The sequence below is a fragment of the Mesorhizobium shonense genome (assembly GCF_040545255.1).
In the GTDB taxonomy this organism is placed as follows: Bacteria; Pseudomonadota; Alphaproteobacteria; order Rhizobiales; family Rhizobiaceae; genus Mesorhizobium; species Mesorhizobium shonense.
In genome coordinates, this window is sequence record NZ_JBEPLM010000034.1 from 1 (window position 1) to 23,406 (window position 23,406).

The 23,406-nt window shown below is 59.9% G+C and carries 21 protein-coding genes and 5 pseudogenes; 10 read left to right on the plus strand and 16 right to left on the minus strand.

Annotation, left to right across the window (positions count from 1 at the left end):
* Window positions 1–22 precede the first annotated feature (22 nt).
* A pseudogene (locus ABID26_RS36190) lies at window positions 23–435 on the plus strand (tetrahydrofolate dehydrogenase/cyclohydrolase catalytic domain-containing protein); the annotation flags it as partial.
* Window positions 436–705: 270 nt separating this feature from the next.
* Window positions 706–1,644, plus strand: coding sequence for a LysR family transcriptional regulator (locus ABID26_RS36195; protein ID WP_354418285.1), 939 nt, complete (start codon window positions 706–708; stop codon window positions 1,642–1,644).
* Between the two features lie 37 nt (window positions 1,645–1,681).
* On the opposite strand, the gene ABID26_RS36200 is transcribed toward ABID26_RS36195, so the two are convergent.
* The 4 genes from ABID26_RS36200 to ABID26_RS36215 are packed head-to-tail and all read right to left on the minus strand — an operon-like array spanning window position 1,682 to window position 3,843.
* Entirely contained in the window at window positions 1,682–2,260 is a 579-nt protein-coding gene (locus tag ABID26_RS36200; RefSeq protein WP_354418287.1) for a hypothetical protein, read from the minus strand.
* Window positions 2,242–2,418 (minus strand): hypothetical protein, encoded by a 177-nt coding sequence (locus ABID26_RS36205; protein WP_354418323.1) that lies wholly within the window; start codon window positions 2,416–2,418, stop codon window positions 2,242–2,244. The genes ABID26_RS36200 and ABID26_RS36205 overlap by 19 nt, the downstream gene beginning before the upstream one ends.
* A gap of 4 nt (window positions 2,419–2,422) precedes the next feature.
* Complete coding sequence (locus tag ABID26_RS36210) at window positions 2,423–2,599, minus strand: hypothetical protein (protein WP_354418289.1); 177 nt, start codon at window positions 2,597–2,599, stop codon at window positions 2,423–2,425.
* Window positions 2,599–3,843 (minus strand): Zn-dependent hydrolase, encoded by a 1,245-nt coding sequence (locus ABID26_RS36215; protein WP_354418291.1) that lies wholly within the window; start codon window positions 3,841–3,843, stop codon window positions 2,599–2,601. The genes ABID26_RS36210 and ABID26_RS36215 overlap by 1 nt, the downstream gene beginning before the upstream one ends.
* A 449-nt stretch (window positions 3,844–4,292) precedes the next feature.
* Here ABID26_RS36215 and ABID26_RS36220 point away from each other — a divergent pair, with 449 nt between their 5' ends.
* The 7 genes from ABID26_RS36220 to ABID26_RS36250 all read left to right on the plus strand — a co-directional run bounded on the left by ABID26_RS36220 (window position 4,293) and on the right by ABID26_RS36250 (window position 9,583).
* Window positions 4,293–5,360, plus strand: a complete 1,068-nt coding sequence (locus ABID26_RS36220) for a transporter substrate-binding domain-containing protein (protein ID WP_354418293.1) — start codon at window positions 4,293–4,295, stop codon at window positions 5,358–5,360.
* Between the two features lie 47 nt (window positions 5,361–5,407).
* Window positions 5,408–6,613 carry an ABC transporter permease subunit gene (locus ABID26_RS36225; RefSeq protein WP_354418295.1) on the plus strand — a complete coding sequence of 402 codons (1,206 nt, stop codon included), beginning with the start codon at window positions 5,408–5,410 and terminating at the stop codon, window positions 6,611–6,613.
* Complete coding sequence (locus tag ABID26_RS36230) at window positions 6,613–7,587, plus strand: amino acid ABC transporter permease (protein ID WP_354418296.1); 975 nt, start codon at window positions 6,613–6,615, stop codon at window positions 7,585–7,587. The genes ABID26_RS36225 and ABID26_RS36230 overlap by 1 nt, the downstream gene beginning before the upstream one ends.
* On the plus strand, window positions 7,587–8,372 hold the full coding sequence (locus tag ABID26_RS36235) for an amino acid ABC transporter ATP-binding protein (RefSeq protein WP_354418297.1): 786 nt from the start codon (window positions 7,587–7,589) through the stop codon (window positions 8,370–8,372). The genes ABID26_RS36230 and ABID26_RS36235 overlap by 1 nt, the downstream gene beginning before the upstream one ends.
* 226 nt (window positions 8,373–8,598) lie before the next feature.
* A complete protein-coding gene (locus tag ABID26_RS36240) occupies window positions 8,599–8,817 on the plus strand; it encodes a hypothetical protein (protein WP_354418299.1) in 219 nt (72 codons plus the stop codon).
* A 95-nt stretch (window positions 8,818–8,912) separates the two neighbouring features.
* Window positions 8,913–9,107: a hypothetical protein gene (locus ABID26_RS36245; RefSeq protein ID WP_354418300.1), complete on the plus strand. Its 195-nt coding sequence runs from the start codon at window positions 8,913–8,915 to the stop codon at window positions 9,105–9,107.
* Window positions 9,108–9,133: 26 nt separating this feature from the next.
* Complete coding sequence (locus ABID26_RS36250) at window positions 9,134–9,583, plus strand: gamma-glutamyltransferase (RefSeq protein WP_354418302.1); 450 nt, start codon at window positions 9,134–9,136, stop codon at window positions 9,581–9,583.
* 959 nt (window positions 9,584–10,542) lie between these two features.
* Here ABID26_RS36250 and ABID26_RS36255 read toward each other — a convergent pair.
* From ABID26_RS36255 to ABID26_RS36290, 8 genes and pseudogenes are all read right to left on the minus strand, one after another.
* Window positions 10,543–10,710, minus strand: a pseudogene (locus ABID26_RS36255) (IS110 family transposase); the annotation flags it as partial.
* A 9-nt stretch (window positions 10,711–10,719) separates the two neighbouring features.
* Window positions 10,720–11,565 carry a LuxR family transcriptional regulator gene (locus ABID26_RS36260; RefSeq protein WP_354418304.1) on the minus strand — a complete coding sequence of 282 codons (846 nt, stop codon included), beginning with the start codon at window positions 11,563–11,565 and terminating at the stop codon, window positions 10,720–10,722.
* An 899-nt stretch (window positions 11,566–12,464) separates the two neighbouring features.
* Window positions 12,465–12,668: pseudogene (locus ABID26_RS36265) on the minus strand (aminotransferase class III-fold pyridoxal phosphate-dependent enzyme); the annotation flags it as partial.
* A 44-nt stretch (window positions 12,669–12,712) separates the two neighbouring features.
* Window positions 12,713–13,462 (minus strand): annotated as a pseudogene (locus ABID26_RS36270) (NUDIX hydrolase).
* 37 nt (window positions 13,463–13,499) lie between these two features.
* Window positions 13,500–14,789: an ArgE/DapE family deacylase gene (locus ABID26_RS36275; protein ID WP_354418305.1), complete on the minus strand. Its 1,290-nt coding sequence runs from the start codon at window positions 14,787–14,789 to the stop codon at window positions 13,500–13,502.
* 16 nt (window positions 14,790–14,805) lie between these two features.
* Complete coding sequence (locus ABID26_RS36280; protein ID WP_435528649.1) at window positions 14,806–16,449, minus strand: dipeptide ABC transporter ATP-binding protein; 1,644 nt, start codon at window positions 16,447–16,449, stop codon at window positions 14,806–14,808.
* Window positions 16,449–16,925: pseudogene (locus tag ABID26_RS36285) on the minus strand (ABC transporter permease); the annotation flags it as partial. The gene ABID26_RS36280 and the pseudogene ABID26_RS36285, both read right to left, overlap by 1 nt.
* Window positions 16,844–17,449, minus strand: coding sequence for an ABC transporter substrate-binding protein (locus tag ABID26_RS36290; protein ID WP_354418307.1), 606 nt, complete (start codon window positions 17,447–17,449; stop codon window positions 16,844–16,846). The gene ABID26_RS36290 and the pseudogene ABID26_RS36285, both read right to left, overlap by 82 nt.
* Window positions 17,450–17,607: 158 nt before the next feature.
* On the opposite strand from ABID26_RS36290, the gene ABID26_RS36295 reads away from it, so the two are divergent.
* Window positions 17,608–18,402, plus strand: a complete 795-nt coding sequence (locus tag ABID26_RS36295) for an IclR family transcriptional regulator (RefSeq protein WP_354418308.1) — start codon at window positions 17,608–17,610, stop codon at window positions 18,400–18,402.
* A gap of 644 nt (window positions 18,403–19,046) precedes the next feature.
* On the opposite strand, the gene ABID26_RS36300 is transcribed toward ABID26_RS36295, so the two are convergent.
* The 4 genes from ABID26_RS36300 to ABID26_RS36315 form a co-directional block, all read right to left on the minus strand.
* Window positions 19,047–20,480, minus strand: coding sequence for an aldehyde dehydrogenase family protein (locus ABID26_RS36300; protein WP_354418310.1), 1,434 nt, complete (start codon window positions 20,478–20,480; stop codon window positions 19,047–19,049).
* A gap of 12 nt (window positions 20,481–20,492) precedes the next feature.
* Window positions 20,493–22,037 carry an acetolactate synthase large subunit gene (locus ABID26_RS36305; RefSeq protein ID WP_354418312.1) on the minus strand — a complete coding sequence of 515 codons (1,545 nt, stop codon included), beginning with the start codon at window positions 22,035–22,037 and terminating at the stop codon, window positions 20,493–20,495.
* 638 nt (window positions 22,038–22,675) lie between these two features.
* Window positions 22,676–23,098 carry a zinc-binding metallopeptidase family protein gene (locus ABID26_RS36310; RefSeq protein WP_354418314.1) on the minus strand — a complete coding sequence of 141 codons (423 nt, stop codon included), beginning with the start codon at window positions 23,096–23,098 and terminating at the stop codon, window positions 22,676–22,678.
* A 138-nt stretch (window positions 23,099–23,236) separates the two neighbouring features.
* A complete protein-coding gene (locus ABID26_RS36315) occupies window positions 23,237–23,365 on the minus strand; it encodes a M20/M25/M40 family metallo-hydrolase (protein ID WP_354418316.1) in 129 nt (42 codons plus the stop codon).
* Window positions 23,366–23,406: the final 41 nt, after the last annotated feature.

Here is a 23,406-nt window from a genome sequence, read left to right on the forward strand (position 1 = left end):
GCGCCAACTCAGCGCGGATGGGGTGAAGCGATGGCAAGAGGCGGCTGCTTCGGTAATTGATGCGGTGAAGGCCTATGTCGGCGCCAAGGGCCGCATGGCTAAGAAATGCGGCTTACCTCCATCGAGCACACGCTGCCGGTCAAGACGACCCAGGACGAAATGGCAAAGTTGATGGCCGCGCTGAACGAGGATGCGTCCATTCACGGCATCCTGGTGCAACTGCCGCTGCCGAAACATTTGAATGCCGAAGCGATCATCCAGTCGATCCGGCCGGACAAGGACGTCGACGGTCTGCATGTCGTCAATGCCGGCAAGCTGGCAACCGGCGATTTGGCCACCGGCCTCATCTCCTGGACGCCGGCCGGCGCCATGCTGCTGGTGCGCTGTGTGCAGGGCGAAGATCTGTCGGGTTTCAACGCCGTCGTCATCGGCCGGCCGCTCCAAGGCCGCAGCCCGTGAGCCGAAAGGCGTGCCCTGACGTTCTCGCCGGGCAATCGGAAAAGACGCAACCTACGGTCAACTCGGTCGGCGCCTCAGTGCTTGAGATCACCGTAATCAAGACTGAGTCGGCGCGCTTAGGATTGCCTTAATTTCGTCGAGTTGAGATAGTCCGGCTGATCTATTTTTGTTATGTGCGATAGAGGTGAAGCTTGATTCCAAATTGCTCAGCCAACGGAGTTGGATGCCGCTTAAGGAGGACACTGGATGGCGACGGCCCAAACCATCAGTGAGCTGAACTGGAACCTTCTGCGCACTTTTTGCATCATCGCTGAAGAGAGGAGCATCACCGGCGCCGCAAAACATCTTCAAATGAGCCAGCCATCCGTGAGCCTTGCGCTGCAAAAGCTTGAAGAGCAATTAGGCTGCAAGCTCGTCTTCCGCGATCCTCGTCATTTTGCGCTGACCTTGCGCGGTGAAAAGATCTATCAGGAATGTTCCGAGATGTTCCGGTGCGTCGACCGAATCGGCGTCCTCTCTCAAGATAAGAGCGATGACGAATTCGGAGAGCTGAAACTCAGCATGGTTACCCGAGTGCAATTCCCACTCGTGGACGAAGCACTTCGCCTCTACCATCAGCGATACCCATCAGTCACATGGCATATCGACATCAGGACCTCGCTCGACATTGTGCGGCAGATCTCGATGCAGAAGGCTGGCATCGGCATCTGCCTTTTGATAAGGGAAATGCCGACGCTGCGGTGCCGCCACTTATATCGCGAGGATTTTGGCGTATTTTGCGGTGCCGAACACCCTCTATTTGGGGTTCAGGAAGTAAACGTGCACAGACTTCAACAAGAACCATTCATCGCCCTTGATTCCCCTAATGATGCTGCTAGCGGATTCGAGCCAATGATCTTTTTGCGAGAAGGCCTTGGTCTCGGACGTCGAGTCAGCGGATGGAGCCATGAGCTCGACGAAGTGCGCCGAATGTTGATATCGGGTTTGGGCATAGGCCTTTTGCCCGTTCTCATCGCCGACGATGACGTGGCCCAAGGACGACTGTGGCCGTTGCGACTATTGGATCAGCCCCTCGGCGCGGATGTCTACCTCGTCTCTTCCAATTTGAGTTCACTGACACCCCCGGAACAGAAGTTTGTCGACCTTATTGATGAGCTTCTGGGCCTTTATCCCAATATGACCTGAAAGCATGGCACTTCAGCGGTGCATCGTCGAGCTCACATCAACGTCGTACGACCTTCATCGCGGCGGCGAGGTCTTCTTGCGATAGGCCGGCGGATTTGAAGACGGTGCGGTTGTCCTCGTTTCGGCGACCCGGGTGGCCCTGCGCAAGCTCGGTCAGATCTGCCACGATATCTTCTACGAAGAATGCACCCTCGGCTATCGGTTGCGCCAGGTCCCCCGCCAGAATAGCCCCCGCGCGCCCGTCGACTAAGACCCGCGCCCCAGTAATCGCAGCCGTATCGCTTTCGCGCATCTCGGGTTTGAACGCGCCTATGAGATCGAGATGCGATCTCTCGCGCAGCCACCCGCCACGGACTATCGGCTTTGTCGGGGCGGTGACCGAACTTACCTCATCCGCCAAACGAAACCCGGATTCAATATCCTCACAGGGTTCCGCTGGAAGGCCCCGCCCAACGAGCGCAGCCGCCAGGGACCGAGCTTTTTCTCCGCTTCGTCCCCAAACCAAATCAGGACGCGAGTGTAAGCGCGTACACTCGCGTGGGCTTGGGCGACCGAGAGCGCTAACTGGCCGGTTCCGACTTTGGACGTCTTTCCGGGCTAGATAATCCGCCGCCAAGCGGAAGCCGCCGCGGTGCGTCGCGCGGTGAGCGCATCACCGTCTAGCGCTGCCGTAAATTGGCCGTCAGCTCGATCGAACACCAGCATGCCGGCGCTGATAGTCGACTTCCCGCGAGCTGCATTGCCGGGGAAAAAGGTTACAACCTTGACCCCGATGGCTCTACCACCCTCTCAGGCAGGCATAATCAGAAGGGACGCCTTTTCCATTTGGCAGGTCGATCTCAAGCACCTGGCGCGCTGGCGCAACTGCCCTGGCGGCAGCGAAATTCGCTCGAAATTCCTCGATCAGCCCCGCCCAGAGTCGGGCGTCGATGTCTGCGTGGTCGAAAAGCTGCATCAACGATCCGCCCTTTTAACGACGGCGTGCAGAAGCATATTGAGGCTTGCGAGGAAATTTCCTGGCTCGCACGATTCATTGTTGTTGTGGGTGATCCCACCCTTGCAGGGTGTAAAAATCATGGCGGTGGGGCAATGCATCGCCATGTGATAGGCGTCATGGCCCGCCTGAGAGCGTATATCGCGCCAATTATAGCCCTGACGGAGCGCCTCATCACGGACGATGTTGATAAGCTCCTCGTCAAATATGTCGCCTCCCCAGCTCCATTCGTCCTCAATCATCGCGACACAGCCGGCCATGGCGGCGCTAGCCTTGGCGGCACGACGCATCTTTTCAGCCATGACCCTCGCGGTTACAGGATCGGGGTGTCGTACATCCGCCACGCATTGAGCCGTGTCAGAAAGAATACCCGGCTTGTTTGGCCAGGCGGCGAGGCGTGACCCAGTGGCTTTGCCGTCGTTTATCGCGAATTCCCAGCCAATGTCGTCGACGGCGGTCAGAAACCGCGCCCCAGCGATCAGGGCATTGTGACGCAAGTCCATCGGCGTCGGACCTGTGTGGGCGGTTTCGCCTTCGAAGCGGACACGCATGCCGTGACTGGGGTAAGCGCCAGTGACGACCCCTACCTCGCGCCCCTCCGCGTCGAGGATCGGTCCTTGCTCGATGTGCAGTTCGAAGTAAGCGTCAATCGCCCCCGCTTTGCAAGGCTTGTCGCCCTTGTAGCCAATTCGCTCGAGCTCATCGCCGAAACGCGGGCCGTCATCGGCAATCAGGTCATAGACCCAGTCGCGTTCGTACTGCCCGACAAAACAGCCCGAGGCCACCATTGGCGGAGAAAATCTTGCGCCCTCCTCGTTGGTCCAGTCGACGACAATAATGGGTCTTTTGGTGACATAGCCAAGATCATTAAGAGCGCGCACAAGCTCTAACCCGGCAAGCACTCCGGCAATCCCGTCGAAGCGTCCGCCATTGATTTGGGTGTCGAGATGGCTGCCGATCAGAACCGGCGGCAGTTCGTTGTTGGTACCGTCACGCCTTGCGAAGATTGAGCCGAGTTCATCGAAATCGACGCTCAAGCCTGCGTCCTGGCACCAGCCACAGAATAGATCGCGCATCTCGCGATCCGAGTCCGTTAGCGTCAGACGCGATAGGCCATTCGGACGGCCTTTGCCGATGTTGGCGGAAGCTTCGATTGTCGACCAGAAACGGTCGAGGGAGACACGAGCTTCGGGGCAAATTGTCATAGGCTATCTCTTTCAGGGTGGTGAGGTCAGGTCGCACCGGTCAGACCGGCTGATAGGCTCGCTAATATGATCGCGGAGACGGACGCCCCCATAGGGACAGGAGCCGGTGCCCATTAGTGCGGCTGGCCCCCAATTTGATTCCTAAGGGCAGGTTTTCCTCCCGTTCCAGACCCTCTGTCGGTCGGGAATGTCGATCACGGCGGGCGTGGCTGGAACTGTTCTTCCCTTCGCCGCTACTTACGTCGCGCCGGCCCGAGGAACAACCTTAAGAAGGTTCATGTAAGGCCCCCTCCGCGGTTAGAACGTGCCATCGCATAGGCGGAAAAGACAAATAAGTGAATGCTATTGCAGACATCGACAGTGCCTATCTGCCGGCCGCTAAAATTTCTGTACACTCAAACAAGGGCATGCTTTCCTGAAGCTTCCTTGGGGCCTCCTCAAGGCAAGATATGTTAAAAAAAACAGGGGAATACAAAGCCATGCATCTAAGATCGGCTATAGGTTATTTCTGCACTGCGCTTGCTTTTGGTCTTGCGGCGGCACCAGCTGCCCGGGCCTCGGTGCTCGATGACGTGAAGCAGCGCGGTGTGCTCAACTGCGCGACCGGCGATGCGATCCCGGGGTTCAGCTATCTCAATCCCAAGACATCAAAGATGGAAGGATTGGATGTTGATCTATGCCGAGCGACCGCAGCTGCGGTTCTGGGGGATCCGGACAAAGTTCATTTCGTGATCGTTACAGGCAAGAGCCGTTTCCCCACTGTGACAACCGGTCAAGCAGACGTTGGTTTTTTCTCTACAACTGTCTACCCTGTTCGTGAATCGGCGATCGCAGTCGATTTTCTGCCGATCAATTTTTACGACGCCGGCGGATTTATGGTAAAGGCGTCAACCGGCGTTGAGTCGGTTAGGGATCTTGCTGGTGGAACGATTTGCACGATCCAGGGAACCGGTACCGAGGTTGCCCTTGCAAACCTATTCAAGTCTCAGAACATAACGGATATCAAGGTTTTGACGTTCGACTCCGCCGATAAGGTGTTTGCGGCTTTGGGCAGCGGCCGGTGCAACGCGATGGCAACGGACAAAACTGCGCTGGCGGGTTGGCGCGGCAGCTCCCCCAAGCCCGAAGACTACAAAATCCTCAGGGAAGGAACCGGCAAATCGCCATTTGCCGGCTTCGTCGCCGCGAATGACTCGAAATGGCGCAATCTGCTGAGATGGACTGTCTTCGGGCTGTTTCAGGCTGAGGAATGGGGCATTACCACCGCCAACCTGGAGGAAATGAAAAAATCACCCGATCCGGTCATCCGGAAGTTTCTCGGCGCGGAGGGCGGAATTGGCGAGGGCTTCCATGTGTCCAATAGTTTCATGGCCGATATGATCAAGGCCGTCGGCAACTACGGCGAGATGTATGACCGCAACCTAGGGCCGAAGACGCCCTATTATATTGACCGAACCGGCACCCCCAATGCGTCCTGGGTTAACGGCGGCCTTCTGTACTCGCCTCCTTGGGACTAAGCCGAGTTCGGCTCGATCAATCACTTTGCAATACATCGGACCAAGTCATGATAGAAGCAAATACAAAACTGGAGCGGGCATCGCTCGTGACGCCGCCAGTTAAGCAACACGTTGCTCGGGTCCGGTACAAACTGACACATGGCGCCGTAGTAGCGGCCGTTATTGGGTTGGTAATACTGGTTGCGTTAGCAATTCACCAGAACCTAGCAAGCCGGGGTATTGACTTCAGCTTCGCGTATTTGTCTGCGCCTTCACGGTTCGGCATTAGCGAGGGTTTGGCGCCCGTCTGGACGGGGTGGGCGCCAATTTTCGAAAGTGTCGATGCTTCGTCGTCAAATCTGGCTATGCTCGAAGCCGGCCTCTTCAACACGCTCAAAGTGGCGCTTTTGGCGATCACGTTCTCCACACTGGTTGGAGTTGGCTTAGGTGTTTTGCGTTTGTCGACCAATTGGCTACTTCGGAATCTAGCCTTCGCGATTGGCGAGTTCATCCGGAACACCCCGATACTGATCCAGTTGATGTTCTGGTACTTTGCAGTGTTGCTGCAGTTGCCTTCGTACGGGAGCGCCACAAAAGTCAGTAAGTGGTTCGTCGTGGGGCAATCAGGGGTCTTCTTGCCTCTACCACATCTATCCGACAGTGCGGGGCCGGCATCAGCTCTTTTCGTCGCTGTCGCAATCGCTTTCCTGTCAGCAGCGTGCCTGCGACGCTTTCCCGCGCGGTGGCGTATAGCACTATTGGGCGTCGGACTGTGTGTTATTGGTGCGAGTTACGCGTCAGGTTTCGGCATTAATCTTGATTGGCCTGTGCTTGGACGTTTCGGTGCGACCGGTGGATTGCACTTCACCCCAGAGATGTCTGCCATCCTGATCACCATCATCGTAAACAGCGCCGGGTACATCTCTGAGATCGTTCGTGGCGCAATCGAAGGTTTGCCTAAAGGGCAGTGGGAAGCGGCGGCGGCACTGGGTTTGTCGCGGCGCGATACGATGAGAGACATCGTGCTCCCACAAGTATTCCGAATTATCATACCTTCTCTTACCAACCGCTATATCAGCCTCACAAAGGATACGTCGATCGGTATTGCGATCGGCTTTCCGGACTTGTTTAGCGTTAGCGGAACTGTGGCCAGCCAGACTGGCCGCGATTTCGAGATCTTCATTGTCGTCATGGGGGTTTACCTGCTTCTCAGTTGGCTAATCAGCGGGTTGACAAATTTTGTAAATAGATGGATAGCCCTGGAGACAGCGTGATGATTGCGACACTGCATAGCTGGGCCCGCCGCAACCTTTTTGCGAACCTTATTGACTCCATTGTTTCGATCCTCATCGTCGCGGCGCTTGGCTGGCTTTTAACGGTCTTCCTGCGATGGGTGATCTGGGACGCATACTGGCAGAGAATTTACGAAAGCCTTCGGCTGTTTCTGATGGGGCAATTCCCGGCGGACCAAACATGGCGTGCCTGGGTTGCGTTTGCCATTCTGTGCACAGCGGTCGGCGCTGTGCTACTGCCTTGGGCCCGTCGTTTCGGTGTGGCTAGTTGGTTGATTGCCTGCGTGGCGGGAGTTTTTGTACTCGTTCCGCCCGGGCTTGACCGCTGGGGTGGGCTTCTGCTCAGCATTATGCTCACGGTCGTCGTTTCAACAGCGTCTCTGCCGCTCGGAATTCTCCTTGCGTTCGGCCGCTCTAGCAGAAATCCCAGTCTGCGAGCCTGTTGTACTGGCTATATCGAGGTGATGCGGTCGGTACCACTCATTCTCGTTGTCTACTGGATTTGGATCACCGTGCCGCTGTTCGTGCCGGAAGTTTCCATATCTTCGCTCGCGCGCGGCATGATCGGGTATACTGTCTTTAATGCCGCCTACGTGGCCGAGTATGTTCGCAGTGGCTTTCAAGCGGTGCCGCGCGGTCAGCGGGAGGCGGCGCGCTCGCTGGGTATGTCGGACTGGACGATTTCGACTGAGATAATCTTGCCGCAGGCGCTCCGGGTGGTCCAGCCGGCGTTGGTTGGTAACGTCCTCGACGTTTTCAACGGCGCGACGCTCGTCTTCATTATCGGACTGATGGACTTCTTGCGCGCCGGACAATTGATATTGGCAGACCCAACTGCCAGCAGTCAAACAAATGAGGTATATTTGTTCATGTTCGCGGTATATTTTGTAATTGGATCAGCGATTACTTTTGGATCGCGCCGAATAGAGGCCCGAATGCAGAGGAGTACGCGTTGATGTTGGTTCGATCCGATGATCCCGGGCCTGTGATGGTGGCGTTCGGCAATGTGAACAAATTTTATGGGGCGTTCCAGGCATTACGCGACGTGACGTTGTCGGTGACGGCCGGTGAGGTGGTGGTACTTATCGGCGCCAGCGGCTCGGGAAAGTCGACATTGATACGCTGCGTCAATGGGCTTGAGACCCATGAAAGCGGTTCCTTAGTGGTTGACGGCTTTTCAATGCCAACGGTCAGGGACCTGGAATTCGGGAGCGGCGAGAAGGCGCTCCATCAGATCAGACGCGGCGTAGGAATGGTCTTCCAGCAGTTCAATTTATTTCCCCATAAGACGGTGATGGAGAACATAGCTCTTGCCCCGAGGCGCGTCCGCGGCAAGTCGCGCGAGGAGGCGCAGGCTATCGCAATGCGTCTGCTCGAACGTGTCGGGCTGCGAGACCAGGCGCAAAAATATCCCGGCAAGTTGTCGGGCGGCCAACAGCAGCGCGTAGCCATTGCCCGTTCGCTGGCGATGGAACCGCACGTTATGTTGTTCGATGAACCCACATCGGCGCTCGATCCGGAATTGGTCGGCGAGGTACTGGACGTAATGCGCGAACTCCGTACCGAGGGCATGACGATGATGATTGTCACGCATGAGATGGCTTTCGCCCGCGAAGTGGCAGACCGCGTCATCTATATGGATAAGGGCGCCATTGTGGAGGAGGGGCCGCCCGCGCAGATCTTCGACAAACCGATTAGTGACCGCACCCGGACATTCCTGTCGCGTGTCCTCAAGCACTGACATCAAGCTAATCCACAAATGCGATGCGCCACGGGCGGCTGATGGTCTGCGACCGGGCACGCTGCAATAGGCCGATGAAGCTTTGGTCCATGACATTGGAAGATGCAGTGGTGATCGCCGAACGGCGCCGCGGGGCCGAACATCTTGCAACGATGCCTGGCGTGCGCGTGTGGCAACGGAGGCAGATAGACAGTGCTAATTAGGAATTCATTCGGAGGAGACAAAGATGGATTTTATCGAGCAGATTTTCGGCGTGGCGCCGGATGGGGGCGATGGCACGACCGAGATGCTCTACATCGCGGTGGCGCTTGCCGTTGGAGTGATGATAATTGCTCGCCGGTGGCTGCCTCGACGCGCAGCGCCGCTGATTCTCTTTCTTCTAGGGTCGAGATTGATGCTGGCCGTGCCGCCTACGATCAAGACTCCTCCCCCTATGAGCCGCTGAGGTCTGGCTCTCGCCCCGACGCCGGCCTGGGGACACCCCGCCCAGACCATGAAGGCGGGCCGATTGTTCATTGATAACAAAAAAGGAGCACGAATATGTTTTCATTGACCCAAGCGATCGGAATAAACGGCATGGCGAGGCGCGAGTTGGTTCCCTTCATGATCGCGTTCGTCATCGCTGAGGTATTCTATAAGCTCGGTAGTTTCGCCTTGGAATGTGTGGCGTTCCTCGCCACCTGGTATCTGCTGAGCTACGCTTTCAACGGGCTGGTTCGTTGCGGGCGCAGCTGACTGTTAAGTCGAGTTGGCCCGCGGCAATGTTGCACGGATCGGACTTTGGGCGATATAACCCCTACCTGCGGCGTGGTTCATGCAACGCGCTTGAATTCAGGACGGCCGAGTTCTGTCATCCGGTTGAGAACTCGGACGGAACCGTCGCCTCTTTTCGCGTGGTGGCCGGCCATCCAAACGCCATCGGCCCTGGCAAGCGGTCGATGCACACGATCATCCCTGCCATGGCGGTTCAGGATGGAAATGTATCGGTCTCATTCGGCGTGATGGGCGGTGCCGTCCAGCCACTGGGACATGCACATGTCTTTTCAAATTCGTCGATTATGGAATGGACCCGCAAGAGGCAATCGATAACGGTCGCTAATGTTGGGACCCTGCGGTGCCATAGAGACTTCATTGAGGCGATCCTGCAGCGGTGGCGGTTTGTTGCCGTGCGCTGGCCAACATTGATTTGGCTGTTTCATTTTACACAATGAACTGCAATAAATATGACGCAGTTTCCGGCGATTATTGAGGCCTCAATCATAGCAGATCAATCACGGACGACCCAGATAAGAGAGTGCAGGTCTGAGGCGTTGCCGAATTCTCGTGTGGCTAGTCTAGTCGAGGCTACTGCTGCCGCGAATTTCGCGAAAACGCCTTGATTCGCAGAACTTCCTGGCAACATGATGCCATCGCTAGGAGCAGACGAGGGAAGCGTCGTCTGCTCTGATGTCCTTTTGCAAAGTGCAGTAATCCACCCTACACCGATTTCCTCGGTCGGTTCTCATTGACGGAGTGCCTATCGGTGGGGACGTGGCCTGGGACGCGGGTGAATAAGCTCTGATGCGCGGGTAGGTTACCGCATGTCCATGTATTCGTCGTCCGGGGCTGGTCCTCTCTTACAACGGGCGTCGGCATTGCCGGCCACAAAGCGGTGCCGGAAATTCCCCATTCAATGCCACATCCCGCCGATAGGCGCGATTATTAATTCGTCGCGACCGAGGGATCAAGGTCCTGCCTGCTGCTCATGCGCTCGTGCGATGGCCCACATGAACGCTTCATGGACCGCCGACCCGGACAAAATCATCGCCGCCGTCAAACGTGGGCACCAAGTGTTAGATTCAATCCACTCTCATGACTGCTGACAACGGCCCTTGGCGTAGAAATTGGCCCGCCGAACCCGATCGGCGGTCGAGGTATTTGTACGGCGGATATGAGGTGCAAGAGGCGGGACTTGAACGTCGGTCAACAATCTCTCATCCGCGGGTCGGGCCGCATGACCTTGTTTCGTTTGGGGCTGCCTCGGGCTAAATGGCGAGCGTCGAGGCTCATAGTGGAGACGAGGGCTCCTCGAGGGCTCCCCGGTATTGTCCCGCCTCCAGCGCGGCATATCGCACCCAGGCTGATGTTTGAGCTTTGCGATCTCCTCTGCTGGCTGTCTTTCAAATACTGGTCACGCCGCCTTTGGCGCGGATTGAACCCTGCAGGCAATCGACCAGATGAAGCCCACCATCTCGCGTGCGATGGCGACATTGACGACGTTGGCGTTCTTGCCGCGCGCGCTCAGCCGACGATATCGGGTGCACAGTCGAACCTGCGCCTTCCACCCGATATCGCGAACGACGGCTTCTTACAATTCGATAATTCCAAAGTTTACGGCCTTTATAGCAGCGACCGTTCTGCTGCCAGTGTCCAACTTTCGCATTACCTTTTTTATATGAAAATTGACAGTGTTTACCGATATACCCAGAATTTTTCCTATTTCCCACGAGGACTTGCCTCTCGCAGTCCACAATATACATTCTTTTTCTCGGACGGAAAAAGTAGATGATTGTTCGATATCACTCAAATTAGCAAGGTGCGTGACCCTCCGATGGAAATGCAGAGCGGAAAGTTCTAAGTATGTGATTGCTCTATCTTCGAATCCATGGTTCGTGGGTTGAGCAAAGCTCATCATCGCAAAGCTGCCGTGGGGGCCGTGCAATGGAACGCTGATGCCTGACCTTAAGCCGAAGGACGCAGCCTCATCGAGAATGCGCCGTTCGTCCTCGTTTGTGTTTGCGTCGTCATACACATCGCTCCATCGTAGGGCGCTGGTCCGCTGTCGACTCGTTTTGACGATGGGGTCTATTATGTCATACCCCATTTCGAAATAGCGTTCCTGCCATTCATGAGGATAGTTCTGAATTATTACCGGGATGCGTCGGGGCGGCTTATGAGTTTTTTGGTTGGGCGTATGAGACCTGTAGGCGGTCCAAGGGCAATCAAAATTCAGGGCAAACGCAGATAACAGGTCGAACAACAGCTCGGATTGAGCAATGGCATCGGTCTGTTCGAGAAACCTGCCAAACGCCACCCCAAATGCCTCTCTTCCTGCTCTGGCGAAATGCATCGGCGGGAGCAAAGAGGGCCGGTCGGACACCCTGGTTGCCAGCCCTCGAAGTCGGGAGACAACAGTTATCGGCGGGCGTTCCATAGTCTCTGCTCCGCAGCCATTGCACCGGACATTGTCACTGGCGCACAAAGCTACTGGCTATAAGGCTACGGCTTTGCGCGCCATCCTTGGTAGTCCGTATTGCCGAAACTCTAACGCATCCATGCAGCGTGTAATGTTAACTTGAGTTAAGTTCGTGTTTAGCTTGCTTCCAGGAGATGCAACTTACTGGTGTTTCGACATTTGGCTTCATGGGTCATGTCGATAATTCCGTGCATCCCGCGTGGGGCGTCCCACAAGGCCGGCTCGCCGCGAACAAACAACATTCGACTCCGATTCACCACGGCGTCAGAGCCGTAGTTCGAAAAAGCAACTGTCGATGATCTCCTTCCGCTCACTCGAGCGTGCTGCTGTCGGTGACGCCTGCTAGACGGACTTGGTTGCTTGGGGTGATACGGATTATGCGCTGTGGAAGTCACGCCAACTATCAAATGCCGTAGTATCAGTCTGCGTTCGACTGGTGTAGGAACCACGCCGCTTAGTTGCAAGAATATACCGGCATGCAGGGCAACGTGACGACGTTGGACGTTTCAAAGTTCATCTGTGCAGCGTACAAACTGGCGCGCAAATCCGGTCTTCACATAACGATGGGAGACGATTTCACAGAGTACGTCAGGATCACGGCCACGCCACCCGGAAAATCACCAACCGATCCACACTTCCGTCCAGACTGCTCTGATCTTCTACCTGAAAAGGCTTTTTGGATTATCGGACGGGACTTGCAAGACTGGGTGGCGCATGTCCAAGCAATGCGGCTGGACGATCTATCCAATACAACTCTTGACGAGCACCTTGGGACGCTCAGAGCCTGCTTCGCGGACCCTGATCTCAAGGCGGGCCCTGATTCTTCGTGTAGCTGTTACGCCCCCTCCGCTCGAGGCCGCGGCGACGATCTTCGGATGGCGGTGGCCCTGTGTTGAGGACCGCGATGCCGCCGGCGAAATCGACGTAGCGCTTGCCTTCGACATCCCAGATCACTGAATTCTCGGCGCGGCGGCCGAGATGGGGGTTGCATGGCCGACGCTGCGGGGCACGGCGGCCTGACGGCGGGCAAGAATGGAGGCGTTCGTGCTCGTGGTCGACATTTCGAGGTTTCCTCGTTTCCGAATTGGATCCGGCGCCGGGTCGTTCAGGCCAGGTGGCGGGCGAAGCGGTTGCGATGCATGCGGTAGACGGGCGCGGGCCCGCCCGGCTTGAGTTCAGGATCGTCGGCGAGGCGTCGTTGCAGTTCGTCGAGCATGGTCAGGGTAATCGCCGGTACGTCGGCCCTCTTCGCCTTATCGATCGGCAGCCAGACGAGCTCTTCGAGTTCGCCGCGCGGCCCGCCGCCGGGCAGTTCGACGGCCACATCCTGACGAAAGGCGGCAAGGAAGCGCGTGTCGAAGCGGCGCAGGCGGCCCGGAAGCGTAATTGCGCGCCCCACGAACCGAAGCCGGTCGAGAGCGGGCTTCACCCCACGCGACGCGAAGTCCTGCCAGGCTGCGACCGCGGTCTGGAACACTCGGCCCGCCCGAGCAGTATTCCGGCTTCCTCATAGGCTTCCCGTACCGCCGATAGGGCGACGGCCCGGGCAAGGGCCGAGGTCGCTCGGTAGCCTCTTCCGGCGATGCGGCTCTCCTCCTGCGGATGGAGCGGAGCGGCGACGGCGACCCTCCCGTCACCGAGATCGGTGAGGCCACCGGGAAAGACGAACTTTACCCGGCATGAAGGCATGGCCGCGATGACGGCGTCCAAGCAGGACCCGAGCCGTACTGCCGTGGCCGTCGAGCAGGATCAGCGTCGCCGCATTGCGGGGGCGCAACGGGCCGATGCCCAAAGCGAGGTCCTTCGCCTCGATGCGATCGACCTCCGCTCGGCTCATGCCATCCGAGAGCGCCATCTGCTTCGCCTTCCGCTCGACCGTCACGGCATCGGGGTCAGGGCTCGATCTGCTCGACGCCGCACCATTCGGCAACGAAGAGCGCCATGGTGCCGGTGATGCGCTTCAGCGAGGCGATGCTGACGCGCTCATCGAAACCGTGGATGTTCTCGGAGATCGGCCCGTAGCAGAGGGACGGAATCTTGTCGTAGAGCGCGTAGACGCGGGTATCAAGATATCCCGGCGTCATGAAGCTCTTCAGCGGCTTGCCGGTCGAACCTTCATGAGCGCCCGCAAGAACGGCTTCCGCCTCCGTCCCGGGGGCCTGGATATAGCCCTCGGCGTGGAAGCCGTTGAACGTGACGCTCGGCGGGTTGTTGCTCATGAACGAGTCGGCACGAGCGAAGGCCGACACGCGGTCGCTGATCTCCTTGGCCGCTTCGGCGGCATTCACGCCCGGATAGAGACCGATGCGGCAATCGATCCGGCACCAGCACGGCACCGAGGACGCCCAATCGCCGCCTTCGATCTTGCCGATATTCAGGTTGATGGGGTGCTCGACGTCGGCGAAGTGCTCGCGACCGGTCTTGGCGGCGTTCCACTCCTGCTCGAGTTTCCGCAGCTCACCGATGACGCGATAGGCCGCGTCGATGGCGTTGGCGCCGTTGCCCATCTCGCGGACGTGCACCGGCAGACCGCGGACCTCGACCTGGAACCAGAGGACGCCGACATTGGCGCGCACCAGCATCTCTTCCTCAGGCTCGGGAATGAGCACGGCATCGGCCTTGTAGCCGCGCAGGTGCGTCATGAGGGCGCCGTTGCCGGTGGACTCCTCCTCCACCACCGACTGGACGTAGACCGTCGCAGCCGGCTGAAGGCCGATGCGTCGCAACGCGTCCAGGCAGAAGAGATTGGCGGCATGGCCAGCCTTCATGTCGGCGCCACCGCGGCCGTAGAGCCAGTCGCCCTCGACGACCGGGTCGAAGGCCTTGTTGGTCCACATGTCCGCGGGCCCGGGCGGCACGACGTCGACATGGGCCTGGAGGATCAGCGACCTGCCTTTCTCCTCCCGCGGATGATGGATGCCGACGACCATCGGCGCATCGGAGTGCTGTTCCGACCAAGTACTGCCGCCGGGATGGGCGGCGATCGCCTCACGATCCATCGCGAAGCGATCCATGACGAAGCCGCGCTCGCGCAGCGCGCGGAAGACGAAATCCTGGCACGCATGTTCGGCGCCGCGCACCGAGGCAAAGCGGATCAGCTCCTGGGTAAAGGCGATCTGCTCGGCGAAACCGGCCTCGACGGAGGCCAGGATCTTCTCGCGCAATGCGGGATCGAGGGACATGACGATGATCTCCAGACTAGGGTCTTGTTGGTAAGTTGCCGAAGCGCCGTCCGCCGGGCACGGCGGCGAGCAATTGACGGGAGAATTCATGTTGGGGAGCGGCGAAGATCGAAGCGGTCTCCCCGGCTTCGACGACCTTGCCGCGTTGCATCACAACGATGCGGTCGCAAATCTGCGCGGCGACCCGCAGATCATGCGTGACAAAGAGGATCGCGAGACCCAGTCGGCTCTGGATGTCCTTAATCAGCTTCAGAATCTGGGCCTGCAGCGAGACGTCGAGCGCCGACTCGGCCTCATCCGCCATCAGGACGTCGGGTTCCAGTGCGAGCGCGCGGGCGATGCCGACGCGCTGGCGCTGACCTCCTGAGAACTCGTGCGGGTAACGGTCGATCGCTTGCTCGGGGAGGCCGACCAGCGCCAGCAGCTCCCGGCCCTTTGCAAACGCAGTGTGCCGGGAAACGCCATGGGCGACCGGCCCGTCCGAGATAATGCAGGCGACGGTCTGTCGAGGACTGAGCGAGGGGAACGGATCCTGGAAGACCATCTGGATGCGCTTGCGCTGCCGACGAAGTTCCGAGGCACTGAGTTCAGACAGAACCAGATCGCCGAGCGCGATCCGACCACCATCGGGCTCGATCAGCCGCAGGCAGCAGCGGCCGACGGTCGACTTGCCGGATCCGGACTCACCGACGATGCCCAGCGTCTCGCCACGCCTCAGCGAGAACGAAACTTCGGCGGCGGCGCGGACTTCGCGCGCGACGCCGAAAAAGCCGCGCTTCCGATAGACCTTCCACAGTCCCTTGACACTCAGAACCGCTGCCTCGTCCGGGAGGGGTGGCAGTTGCGCCGGAGTCAGCGATGGCACTGCCGCTAGCAGCTTTCGGGTCTTTCGGGTATAGGGATGGCGGGGAGCGCCCAGCACCTGGTCGGCCTCGCCTTCCTCAACCATAACGCCCTTCTCCAGCATGGCGATGCGATCGGCGATCTCGGCGACGGCGCCCATGTCGTGGGTGATGAACAGCACGGCCGTGCCGCGCTTCTCGCGAAGGTTGTCGACGAGCGTGAGAATCTGTGCCTGCGTGGTGACGTCCAGCCCGGTGGTCGGCTCGTCGGCGATCAGGAGTTTCGGCTCCAGGGCGAGTGCCATGGCGATCATCACGCGCTGGCGCTGCCCTCCGGAACGCTCGTGCGGATAGGCCTTGGCGAGACGCGGCGGGTCGGGCAACCCGACTTCGGTCAGGAGTTCGATGACGCGCGCCTTGCGAGCTCCCTTGTCGAGAAGGTTATGCGCCTCGAATGTCTCGAGGAGCTGATCCTGGATGCGCATGACCGGATTGACGGAGGTCATCGGCTCCTGGAAGATCATGCCGATCTCGCGACCGCGCAGATCCTCCATCGCCTCCTCGTCGAGCGAGAGAACGTCGAGACCTGCCAGACGGATCACGCCTCGGACGGGCTTTACCGCCTTCGGCAGCAAGCCCATCGCGGAATGAGCGATCATCGACTTGCCGGAGCCGGATTCGCCGACGACGCAGAGCGTTTCTCCGGCTCCGATTTTCAGGGAGATGTCCTGCACGGCGTGCGAACGATCCGCGAGCGCAGGAAGTGCGAGCGTGAGCCCTTCGATGGACAGATCGGGCATTGCGGTTGCCTTTTCCATCACTCGCGCCCCCGAGCCAGACGGGGGTTCGAGGTGTCGTTCCGACCTTCGCCAGCGACGTTCGGCGCGAGCACCGTCAGGAAGATCGCCAGTCCCGGAAAGAAGCTGATCCACCAGGCATCGAGCAGCCGCGTACAACCCGCGCCGACCATGTAGCCGCAGCTCATGAGATTGGGGTCGCCGAGCCCCAGGAAGGACAGAGAGGATTCCAGCAGGATCGCCGAGCCGATCATGAGCGAGCCCATGACGATGATCGGCGCGATGGTGTTCGGGAGGACCTGGCTGAAGACGATGCGCGGCGTGGACTGGCCGATCGTGACGGCCGCCTGGACGTATTCGCGGGATCTGAGCGAGAGCACCTCACCGCGCACCAGTCGCGCCACGGGCGGCCAGCTCACCACACCGATCGCGAGCACGATCGAGCCGAGTTGGGGCTGGAGGATCGCGACCAGCACGATCGCAAGGGCGAAGGAGGGGTGCCATCATAGATGTGCTTCGGCTCGATCGGGGCCGAGGCGACTTCCTGCGAGAGAAGCATCGGGCCGAAGGGCTGCTTCAGCGTGATCTTCACGGTGAGGTCATCGACCTTCTCGATCTCCTCGACCTGGGCGTTGACGATCGGGCGCCCATGTAGGAAGTTGTCGAGAGAGAAGACGACGTCATCCGCACTGAACGGCTTGCCGTCATGCCATTTCACGCCTTCCTGAAGCCTGAAGGTGTAGGTCTTGGCGTCCGGCGAGATCTCCCAGCTCTTGGCCAGCGAGCGATGGGGCTCCAGCTTCTCGTTATAGCGGAGCTGCGACTCGTAAATGTTGCCGGCGACCATATTGGTCGGGCCGTTCTGGTTGACCCCCTGCATCAGCATCGGCGGCTCGGGCTGAACGATGACATCGACCGTCCCGCCCTTCTTCGGCTCTTGAGCGCGAACGACTGTCGAAGACCAACCAAGTGTTAATGCAAGGGCGGAAACCGCCAAGGCGGTCGAGCGTAGATTGAACATGGAATCCCTTTTCTGGGCGCCGGTACTTCCGACTTGGGCGGGACTTTAACAAGGCGTTTCGCTTGTGTCAACAAATGACATATAGTGTCATCATATGACACTTTCCGAATCCACGATTTTCGGCTATGGCTCGCGCTCATTTGCCAGCGGGATCATCTATGGCCGAGGACAATGAGCGCGATTTGAAGCCGAAGCCTGGGGTGCCGCTGGTGCGTGCGCTCGATCGTGGCATCGCGCTTTTGAGAGCTTTTTCCCCGACGAAGCCAAGGCAGACCCTTACTGAGCTAACCAAGGCGGCCGAGCTGGACAAAGGCACGACGCGGCGCCTGCTTCAGACGCTGATTTTTGCAGGTCTGGTCGACCACGATGAGAGAAGCGCCCTATACTCCCTCAGCGTAGGCCTTTTGGAGATCGCGTCGGCGGTCCACACCGGGAGGGAGCTTCGAGAGGTCGCGGCGCCTTACCTGAGCGACATCGCGGAGGCGTGCCACATGACGACGTTCTTGTGGGTGCACCATGAGGGAATGGCGGTCTGCACGGAGCGTGTCCGATCTGCACAGCCCAGCATCGACGCCTCTTGGTTCAGAGTTGGTGCACGCACGCCGCTCAACTGTGGCGGCGGGCCGCGTGTTCTGCTCGCCAACATAACCCCTGAAGAGCGCGAAAACGCGCTCCGCAAACCCCTGGTGGCACGGACCCCCGTCAGTCAAACCGACCCGGATGAACTCAGGCAGGCGGCGGAACGCATCCGGGCTGCAGGCTATGAACTCGCTATCGACGACTTCGTCCCTGGCCTAGCCGCCATCGGTGTCCCGGTGTTCGATCGCTCAGGCGCTCTTGCGGGGTCGATCAGCATTACGAGCCTGACCAACCAGATCGTCGACGACGGGAAACCGCGTTTCCTGGCGGAACTGCAGAAGGCAGCGCATGAGATCGGCCGCAAGCTGATCTAAACTCATCGGCTGCTTCTGGCGAGGGAGGCCAGGTTCGCGAGCACTGCCGGCAGACACGCCGATCCGGACCCAGGAGCCATAGAGACCCGACGGTTGGCAGGCGCGTGCTCCACCGCCATCAGAACGGCGCCGCCCCACTCCCCGCCGAGGGCGAGGCCCTGCAAGAGACGCAGCGAGAGCAGCAGGACCGGGGCCCAGAGGCCAATCTGGTTGCAGTTCGGGAGAAGACCAATCGCGAACGTCGCGACACAAGCGAGATCAGGAGCATCGACTTGCGGCCGAGGTTGTCGCCGTAGTGACCGAAAATGGCCGCGCCGACGATGCGCGCGAGATAGGCCGACGCGAAGGTGCCGAAGGAGAGCAGCGTACCGATCAGCGGATCGACATTTGGGAAGAAGACCTTCAAAAACCGGCGCCAAGGCAGTGGCGAAAATGGAGAGGTCGTACCACTCGACGGTGGTGCCGATTACGCTCGCGGTGGCGATGCGTCGCATGTTCGGTGGCAGTTCGGCGGTGGGCAGAATTCGGATAATTCGTGTTGGCTGAGATGTTCATTGCTATGCCGTTCCCATAGGTTCTCGTTACGGCGAGCGTGTGCTCGCCGTTTACATCAGCCGGTCAGTCGAGCGGCGGATCCGTCGCTCTCAAGCCACCGCGGTTTTCCCGTGGCCGAAGACCGATTTAATCTCCAAGAATTCCTCGAAGCCATGGCGGCCCCACTCGCGACCGTTTCCAGAGCGCTTGTAACCGCCGAAGGCGCCGGCATAATCGGCCACCGAACCGTTCAGGTGCACCATGCCGGCACGCAAACGCCGAGAGATTGCTTGCGTCTTCTCCGGATCGCCCGAGCTGACATAGGCGCAGAGGCCGTACACGGTGTCGTTCGCCAGCGAGACGGCTTCCTCGATGTCCCCGTAGGGGATGATGGAGAGGACCGGCCCAAATATCTCTTCGCGAGCGATGGTCATATCGTTGCGGACGTTGGCGAAGACGGTCGGCGCAACGTAGAAACCTTCGAGCCCGGGCGCGACGTCTGCGCCGCCGGCAACAAGGCGCGCGCCCTCGGTTATCCCCGCCTGGATCAATTCGCGGATCTTCTTCAACTGCCGCTCGCTGACTACCGGCCCCATCTCGGTCGCCTGATCCTCGGGCGGGCCGATCTTGAGCTCTCCGGCGACGGCGGCAGCGATCGCGGCTGCCTCGTCCATCCGGTCGGCCGGCACGAGCATGCGCGTTGGCGCGTTGCAGGACTGGCCGCTGTTGCTGAAGCATAGACGCGCGCCGTGACGCACGGCCCGCTCGAAGTCGGCGTCCGCAGCAATGATATTGGGGGATTTTCCGCCGAGCTCTTGATGGACCCGCTTGACTGTCTCGGCCGCCGATTTCGCCACCATGACGCCGGCCGGCGTCGAGCCGGTGAACGAGATGAGGTCTACGTCGACATGTGTCGCAAGCGCTTGGCCGACCTCGTAATCACCTTGAACCAGGTTGAAGACGCCCGCGGGAACGCCCGCTGCGTCCATGATCTCGGCGAAGAGGGCGCCAGAACGAGGTGCGATCTCGCTTGGCTTCAGGATCATCGTGCAACCGGCGGCCAGCGCAGGGGCGACCTTGCACGCGATCTGATTCATCGGCCAGTTCCAGGGCGTGATGAACGCGCAGACACCGAAGGGTTCGCGCGTAACGAGCGTGCCGTTGACCATTTCGTCGAACTCGTAGTCGCGAAGCACGTCGACGATCGTCTTGAGATGACCAAGGCCAAACGGGACATGGGCTTGGCGCGCCAGGGTGATCGGCGAGCCCATCTCGCGGCTGATGGCCTGTGCCATCTCCTCGGCACGGCGTTCGTAGACAGCGATGACCCGATCGAGAAGGTCCAGCCGATCGCGGCGTGAAGTCAGCGAGTACGAGGAGAACGCAGCCTTGGCTGCCGCCACGGCGTTGGCCACGTCGGTCGCGTTGCCCAGGGCAACCGCCCCGTCTTCCTTCCGCGTGGCAGGGTTGACGAGCGTACCGACGCGGGATGATGCAGGGGCACGCCAAGCACCATCGATATAAAACCGTTGCAGTTGGACCATCGGTGCAAATTCTCAGATCATGGCTTCGATGAGGAACGGGCCCTTTTGTCGGGTCGCGGCTTCGAACGTGGAGGAGAGATCTTCGGCGGTGGTGACGCGGCGCGCCTCAACACCCATACTCTGCGCCAGCTCGGCCCAACGCAGTTCTGGGTTGGCCAGATCCAACATCGTCAGGGCGTTGGGGCCGGGGTTGTCGATACCGACGCTCTTGAACTCGCCGCGCAACGTGGCGTAGGCGCGGTTCGCGAGAACTACTGTGACTACGTCCAGCTTCTCCCGGGCTTGCGTCCAGAGCGCCTGCGGGGTGTACATGCCGCTGCCGTCCGCCTGCATGCAGACCACCCTGCGAGAGGGCCCGGCCACTGCCGCCCCCGTCGCCAGCGGCAGGCCGATGCCGATTGCTCCGCCGGTCAGTTGAAGGAAGTCGTGTGGCGCGGCTTCCCGAAGACGCGGCAGCAGGACGAAGCTCGATGTGATCGACTCGTCGACCAGGATAGAATTCTCCGGCAGCAACCGGGTCACTGCAGTGGCAAGCTTCGCCAGGTCCAGATCACCACGAGGTGCGTCGGCTTCGATCGCGGGTCGCAGGCGGGGCTTTGCCTGGGCGGAGCCGACGAGTTCATCCAGCACAGCCAGTCCTTCGGCGATGTCCTCGGCCACGTTGACGGCGATATGAACATTGGCGTCCTTGGGGAGCGGCTTACTGGGTTGCCGAGGGTAGGCGAAGAAGGCGACAGGCTCATCCGAGCCGATCAGAATGAGGTGCTGCACGTCGGCCAAAACCTCCCGAGCCAACGCGATTGGGTACGGGATCCGTTCGACCATCGGTAAGCCCGCTCCCACGCTTGCTCGTCCGGCACTGGTCGGCCCCAGCAACCTGGCACCGGTATGGCCCGCGATGCGGGCGGCGATCGACAGGGCCGGCTCCAGCAGAGCGGCGCCGCCTAGCAAGAGCGCAACCCGCGCGCCTGACCTCAAGATTTCGGCCGCCCTCTCGATCGCAGACGTGCAGGGCTTGCCGTAACCACGGCCAGGCGTCACGCGTGCTACGGCACCGTTTTCGCCCCAAGCCGCGTCAGCCGGAACTATCAAAGTCGCGATGCGGCCCGGCGCGCTCGTGGCCTCGTGAATCGCGCGCGCCGTATCTGCCCCGAGCTCTTCCGCGGATCGGCTTGTCTCAACCCAATCCGAAACCGGCCGAGCCAACCCCTCGATATCCGATGTCAAAGGGGCATTGAAACCGCGGTGGTAGGTTGCGTGCTCGCCAACGACGTTGACCATAGGGGTGCGCGCTTTGCGTGCATTGTGAAGGTTCGCAACACCGTTGCCCAACCCAGGTCCTAGGTGCAGGAGCGTTGCGGCCGGCTTGCCGGCAATCCGGGCGTAGCCATCGGCCATACCCGTAACGACGCCTTCGAACAGCCCGAGGACGCATCGCACCGAATTGGCACGATCCAAGGCCGCGACGAGGTGCATCTCTGATGTGCCCGGATTGGCGAAACAAGTATCGATGCCTCCGCCGATTAGCGTTCCAACGAGAGCTTCGGCTCCGTTCATTCTATTTATCCCGGTGCATTTTCTTGCCTTCAAAATGCCGAGCCAAGGCAAGAATGTCAAGCAATGACATTTAGTATCACTATGTGACACATTCGTCTTGAGAGCGCGGTGCGCGAAGTTCTCAGCGCAGGAAGGCGGCGACGATCCGCAACAAGAGCCTGGGCAGCTCCTCGAAAGCATAGGGCGCGTAAACGCGTTCCAGCCTCTGATGATACTCCCGACCCCAAGGGCCAATGTTGACACCGGGAACGACAAGACGTCGCCGGGGACATGATCAGTCAATGCGCTAGCGGGCGTATTGGCCGCCACGTAGGTCGAATCCGCGTTATAAGGCCGATGGCCGAAGAAGCTCATGTCGGAGATCCCGGCGAAGAACTCGCGATACTTCAGCGGATGGCCGCCAGATGGCTCGTGCTCCAGCCTCGCCGTCTTGATCGCTTCAGAGAGCCGGCTCCCTCCTGCGACGTTCGCTATGTGGGTTGCCGGATAGACGAGTCTGCTTAGCCAATAGGCGATGGTTGGACCCGTTATTCCCGCCTCCGAAACCATAGCGTCGATCACGGCCCGCGTGAGCGCGAGCGGATCGTCTGAATTCTGTGCCTGGAGCTCTACTTCACACACACGCTCGAAGGCGCCCCCTACGGCGCGAACGCGATCGGCCAACTCAGCAGCGAGATAATCTCGGCGGCCGGTACCAGCGCTGATTGGGCCGTGCCGAGCATCGCACCATAAGCCTGGGCGCGATAGTTGAAACACGAGGCCGCCTCCGATGCCGCATCGGTGACGGACCGTTCGAAGCTAATGAGCAGGTCCTTGGCCGACCAGTGATGCGAAAGCCAGTCGAAGGCGACCCAAACCCGCTCCGGGGTCGTCACTTCGTATCCGCCGCGAAGGTCCTTCGCCTCGAGGCAAAACGGTGGCGGCGAGACTTCGCCTCCGGCGCGGTCGCAAAGCTCGGGATTGCCCTCGATGGCTCTGGTGATCTCGGACGCGATCAGCTGGGCGCTGACCCCCCTCGAAGGGATAGCTTGCGTGCGACGAATGCCCGCCGACCAGTGCAAAGGGCAGCGCCTTGCCGACTGTGCCCCGATAAATTGCGCGTCCCTCGGAGCCGTCGCCTTGATCGCTCGTCGCGTCGAGATTGATGCCTGCCTCGATGGACAGCCCAAATTCAGCGGCGATCGCGGGCAGTGCATCCCTCAGGCTTCGCATGCCCCGTGATCGCGCTCTTCGTCCGGAGTCGCGATCAAAAGGAGGTTGCCCTGACGATCCCTCTGCGCGGCGAACGCTTCGAGCACGGCGACGACGGCCGCGACGCTGCACTTCATGTCGAGAAGTCCGCGCCCGGGCAGGAACTCGCCCGTCCTGA